This is a genomic window from Deltaproteobacteria bacterium, assembly GCA_009930495.1.
Classification (GTDB): Bacteria; Desulfobacterota; Desulfovibrionia; order Desulfovibrionales; family Desulfomicrobiaceae; genus Desulfomicrobium.
Genome location: RZYB01000201.1, coordinates 1 through 4103, shown reverse-complemented (window position 1 = coordinate 4103; position 4103 = coordinate 1). Strand labels below are relative to the sequence as shown.

Sequence of the window (4103 nt, the reverse complement as noted above, 5' to 3'; positions counted from 1 at the left end):
GATCAAGCCCGGACAGACCGGGCAGAACGGGTGACTCGAAAAAGCGGGTCGCGGTGACATGGGCCTGGCGGGCGGCAAGCCACCCGGCCATGCTGCCGATTCCTTCAAACGCGACATGTTGCAAGACGTGGACGTGCATGGTTTCCTCCAAGCATGGAATGGATCGGGCTGGACGCGGGCGTGCCGGAATTTCGAAAATGTCGCGGCGCGCCATGCCCTGGCTCTTGACAGAAAGTTTTTTTGAAATAAAGTAAGTTATCAATCACTTTCTTTGGGATAGAACTCATGTCCACTGCATCAAAATATCTCGCCGCCGACGAACGCCGGGCCATGACCGTGGCCTCGGTCCTGGCCCTGGCCGCCGAGCATACGCCGGTCGAAATCACCACCGCAGCCATCGCCGCGCGCATGGGCTTGTCCCAGGCCGCTGTTTTTCGTCATTTTCCGACCAAGGACGCCGTTTGGCGGGCGGTCATGGATTGGGTGGCCGAGGAACTGCTGCGCCGGGTGGAGCAGGCCGCGCGGGCGGCCGCCAGCCCCCTGGCCGCTCTGGAAGCCGTGTTTCTGGCCCATGTCGGTTTTGTTCTGGAGTATCCCGGCGTGCCGCGCATGCTGTTTGGCGAACTGCAGCGGACCGGATCAACGCCGGCCAAGGCGGCGGCCGTGGAACTTCTGGACCGCTATGGTCAGTTTTTGGTAGCCTTGTTGGAGCAGGGCCAGGCTGCTGGAGAGGTGCGCGCGGACGTTGCCCCACCCGTGGCCGTGTCCATGTTCATTGGCGCGATCCAGGGTTTGATCATGCAATCCCTTCTGGCCGGAGACATGGAGCGCATGCGCGCCTTGGCCCCGCAATCCTTCGCCCTGTACTGTCGCGCCATCGGGAGGACATCATGAACCGCGTTTTTTCCGTTAAAACATTGATTCTTCTCATCCTTGTCTTCGCCGTGGTCGCGGGTTTTGTCTTCGTGCTCCTGCGTTCCGGCCCCCTGGCGCCCATTCCGGTCACGGTGATCACGGTGGAGGACAAGAGCCTTGCTCCGGCCCTGTTCGGCATCGGCACGGTGGAGGCCCGGTTCACGCACAAGATTGGGCCGACCGTTGCCGGACGGGTGCGGGACGTGGCCGTGCATGTCGGGGACATGGTCCGCGCCGGGCAGGTCGTGGGTGAAATGGACCCCGTGGATCTGGACGACCGTCTCGCGGCCCAGGACGCGGCCGTGTCGCGGGCCGCATCGAGCGTGCGCGCGGCCGAGGCCCAGGCCCGTGAGGCCCAGGCCCGCGCCGTGTATGCCCGAGCCCAGGCTCGGCGCTTCGAGGAACTGGCCCGCACCGGAGCGGTCAGTCAGGACAGTCTGGAAGCCCGCCGCCAGGAGCGCGATGTCGCCGAAAGCGGTCTGAACGCGGCCCGCTCCGCCGTGACCACGGCCCGGCATGACATGGAACGCCTGCGTTCCGAGGGCCGGGGCCTGTCCGAGCAGCGCGACACGGTCCGTCTGTATACGCCGATCGATGGCTTGGTCATTCGGCGCGAGGCCGAACCCGGAACCACGGTCGTGGCCGGGCAGAGCGTGATCGAGATCATCGATCCGACCCAGCTTTGGGTGCATACGCGTTTCGACCAGCTCCGGACCGAGGGCCTGCGCGCCGGATTGCCCGCGCGCGTCGTGGTCCGTTCCCGCGCCGGCGAGGAACTGGCCGGCAGCGTGGCCCGGGTCGAACCCGTGGCCGACGCCGTGACCGAGGAGCTTTTGGCCAAGGTTGTTTTTGATGTCCGCCCCGAACCCCTGCCCGCCCTGGGTGAATTGGCCGAAGTCACGGTCGATTTGCCGTCCCTGCCGTCCGCGCCGACCATTCCCATGGCCTGTGTGCGCCGCGTGGGCGAGCGTCTTGGCGTCTGGGTGGTGGAGGAGGGCGCCCTGCGTTTTGCCCCGGTCGTGCTTGGCGCCGGCGATCTTGACGGATTGGTGCAGGTTCGGGACGGGCTCGCCGCCGGACAACAGGTGGTCGCGTACAGCAAGTCCCAGCTCTCGGCCACGAGCCGTATCTCCATCGTCGATCAGCTGTCCGGAGCGCCGCAATGATCAGCCTGTCCGGCCGCGACATCCTGCATTCCTGGGGAAAATTCGTCTTCACCGGCCTGGGTCTTGGGCTCTTGATCGGCGTGACCTTGTCCATGGCCGGCATCTACCGGGGCATGATTGACGACGCCATGGTGCTGCTGGACAACAGCGGGGCGGATTTGTGGGTTGTGCAGCAGGACACTCTGGGGCCGTACGCCGAATCCTCCACGGTGCACGATGACGTCTACCGCTCCATCCAGGGCATGGAGGGCGTGGCCAGGGCCGTCAACGTGACCTATCTGACCATGCAGGTCCGCCACGGCGAGAGGGACGTGCGTTCCATGGTGGTCGGCGTGGTGCCGGGCGGGCCGGGCGAACCCGGTCAGCCTTCGTTTCTGATCGCCGGGCGGCATCTGACGCGCGGCCACTACGAGGCCGTGGCCGACGTGAAAAGCCGGTTCCGTCTCGGGGACCGCATCCGCATCCGCCGCGACGAATACACCGTGGTCGGCCTGACCCGGCGCATGGTTTCGTCCGGCGGCGATCCCATGATTTTTATTTCCCTCAAGGACGCCCAGGACGCGCAGTTCTTAAAGGACAACGATTTCATTCTGCGCGAGCGCCGTCGCGCGGCCAGTCAGGCGGAGGGCCGGAGCGTGGCCGCCGCCGACCTGGTCCGCACCAGCAATTCCAATGTCAACGCCGTGCTCGTGCGGCTGTCGCCCGGTCACGATCCGCAAACCGTGGCCCGGACCATCCAGCGTTGGACCCGCCTCCAGGTCTTTACCCGGGCCCAGATGGAACAGATCATGATGGTCAAGGTCATTGCCACGTCGTCGCGTCAGATCGGCATGTTCCTGGTCATTTTGTCCATTGTCAGCGCGGCTATCGTCGCCTTCATCATCTACACCCTGACCATGGGCAAGATTCGGGAAATCGCGGTCTTAAAACTCATCGGCGCCAAGGACAAAACCATCGCCGGCATGATTTTGCAACAGGCCCTGGGGCTGGGGGTCATCGGTTTTGTCGTCGGCAAGATCGCGGCCACGCTCTGGGCTCCCATTTTTCCCAAATATGTCCTGCTCTTGCCAGGAGACGCCGCGCGGGGTTTTGTCGTGATCATGGTCATCTGCGCCGCGTCCAGCGTCATGGCCATTCATGCCGCGCTCAAGGTCGATCCGGCCGAGGCCATAGGGGGCTGACATGCACGGCATCCATATCGAACACATGCGCAAACGCTACGGCCAGGGCGACACCGCCGTGGACGCCCTGAAGAGCGTGGACATGAACGTCGCCCCCGGTGAGGTGATCGGGCTCATCGGGCCGTCCGGTTCGGGCAAGACCACCCTGCTCAAATGCCTGGGCGCGGTCATCGAACCCACGGCCGGGCGCATGACCCTGGGCGGAACGGTCATCTACGACGAGGGCTGGAAAATCCGCGATCTGCGCGCCCTGCGTCGGGACAAGATCGGCTTTGTCTTTCAGGCCCCGTATCTCATTCCGTTTCTGGACGTGACCGACAACGTCGCGCTCTTGCCCATGCTGGCCGGAATGCCCAACGCCCAGGCCAGATCGCGCGCTCTGGAGCTTCTGACCGCCCTCGACGTTCAGCACCGCGCCCAGGCCATGCCGTCCCAGCTTTCCGGCGGCGAGCAGCAGCGCGTGGCCATTGCCCGCGCCCTGGTCAATCGGCCGCCGGTCATTCTGGCCGACGAGCCCACGGCCCCGCTGGACAGCGAACGGGCCATGGCCGTGGTCCGTATTTTAAACGATATGGCCGCGCGTTTCGAGACCGCCATCATTGTCGTCACCCACGACGAGAAAATCATCCCGACCTTCAAACGGATGTACCATATCCGCGACGGCCGCACCCACGAGGAGGTGGGCGAAGGGCGGAAGATCTGAAGGCACAATGCGGGGCTTTGCCCCACGCCCCGCAAGGGTCGCCGACCCTTGACCCGCTTAGGGGGCGATGAGCCGGAAGCCTTTTCGGTGGAAGCGCCGGAGAGGAAACGCAACATGAAGGAGAACTCTATGACGGAT

5 protein-coding genes are annotated in these 4103 nt (G+C 64.7%); 4 read left to right on the top strand and 1 reads right to left on the bottom strand.

The annotated features are described in order from the left end of the window. The coding region (locus EOL86_12455) for an amidotransferase (GenBank protein ID NCD26386.1) at positions 1-139 on the bottom strand (139 nt) is incomplete at its 3' end. Positions 140-285: 146 nt separating this feature from the next. On the opposite strand from EOL86_12455, the gene EOL86_12450 reads away from it, so the two are divergent. The 4 genes from EOL86_12450 to EOL86_12435 are packed head-to-tail and all read left to right on the top strand — an operon-like array spanning position 286 to position 3965. Further along, positions 286-894, top strand: a complete 609-nt coding sequence (locus EOL86_12450; protein ID NCD26385.1) for a TetR/AcrR family transcriptional regulator — start codon at positions 286-288, stop codon at positions 892-894. After that, positions 891-2081 carry an efflux RND transporter periplasmic adaptor subunit gene (locus EOL86_12445; protein ID NCD26384.1) on the top strand — a complete coding sequence of 397 codons (1191 nt, stop codon included), beginning with the start codon at positions 891-893 and terminating at the stop codon, positions 2079-2081. The genes EOL86_12450 and EOL86_12445 overlap by 4 nt, the downstream gene beginning before the upstream one ends. Further along, positions 2078-3262, top strand: a complete 1185-nt coding sequence (locus EOL86_12440) for an FtsX-like permease family protein (protein NCD26383.1) — start codon at positions 2078-2080, stop codon at positions 3260-3262. The genes EOL86_12445 and EOL86_12440 overlap by 4 nt, the downstream gene beginning before the upstream one ends. A gap of 1 nt (position 3263) precedes the next feature. Then, positions 3264-3965: an ABC transporter ATP-binding protein gene (locus EOL86_12435; GenBank protein ID NCD26382.1), complete on the top strand. Its 702-nt coding sequence runs from the start codon at positions 3264-3266 to the stop codon at positions 3963-3965. Positions 3966-4103: the final 138 nt, after the last annotated feature.

What these genes read in the sequence shown, in the direction of transcription:
- EOL86_12450 (NCD26385.1), top strand. Translation starts at nt 286, where the DNA reads ATGTCCACTGCATCAAAATATCTCGCCGCCGACGAACGCCGGGCCATG.
- EOL86_12445 (NCD26384.1), top strand. Translation starts at nt 891, where the DNA reads ATGAACCGCGTTTTTTCCGTTAAAACATTGATTCTTCTCATCCTTGTC.
- EOL86_12440 (NCD26383.1), top strand. Translation starts at nt 2,078, where the DNA reads ATGATCAGCCTGTCCGGCCGCGACATCCTGCATTCCTGGGGAAAATTC.
- EOL86_12435 (NCD26382.1), top strand. Translation starts at nt 3,264, where the DNA reads ATGCACGGCATCCATATCGAACACATGCGCAAACGCTACGGCCAGGGC.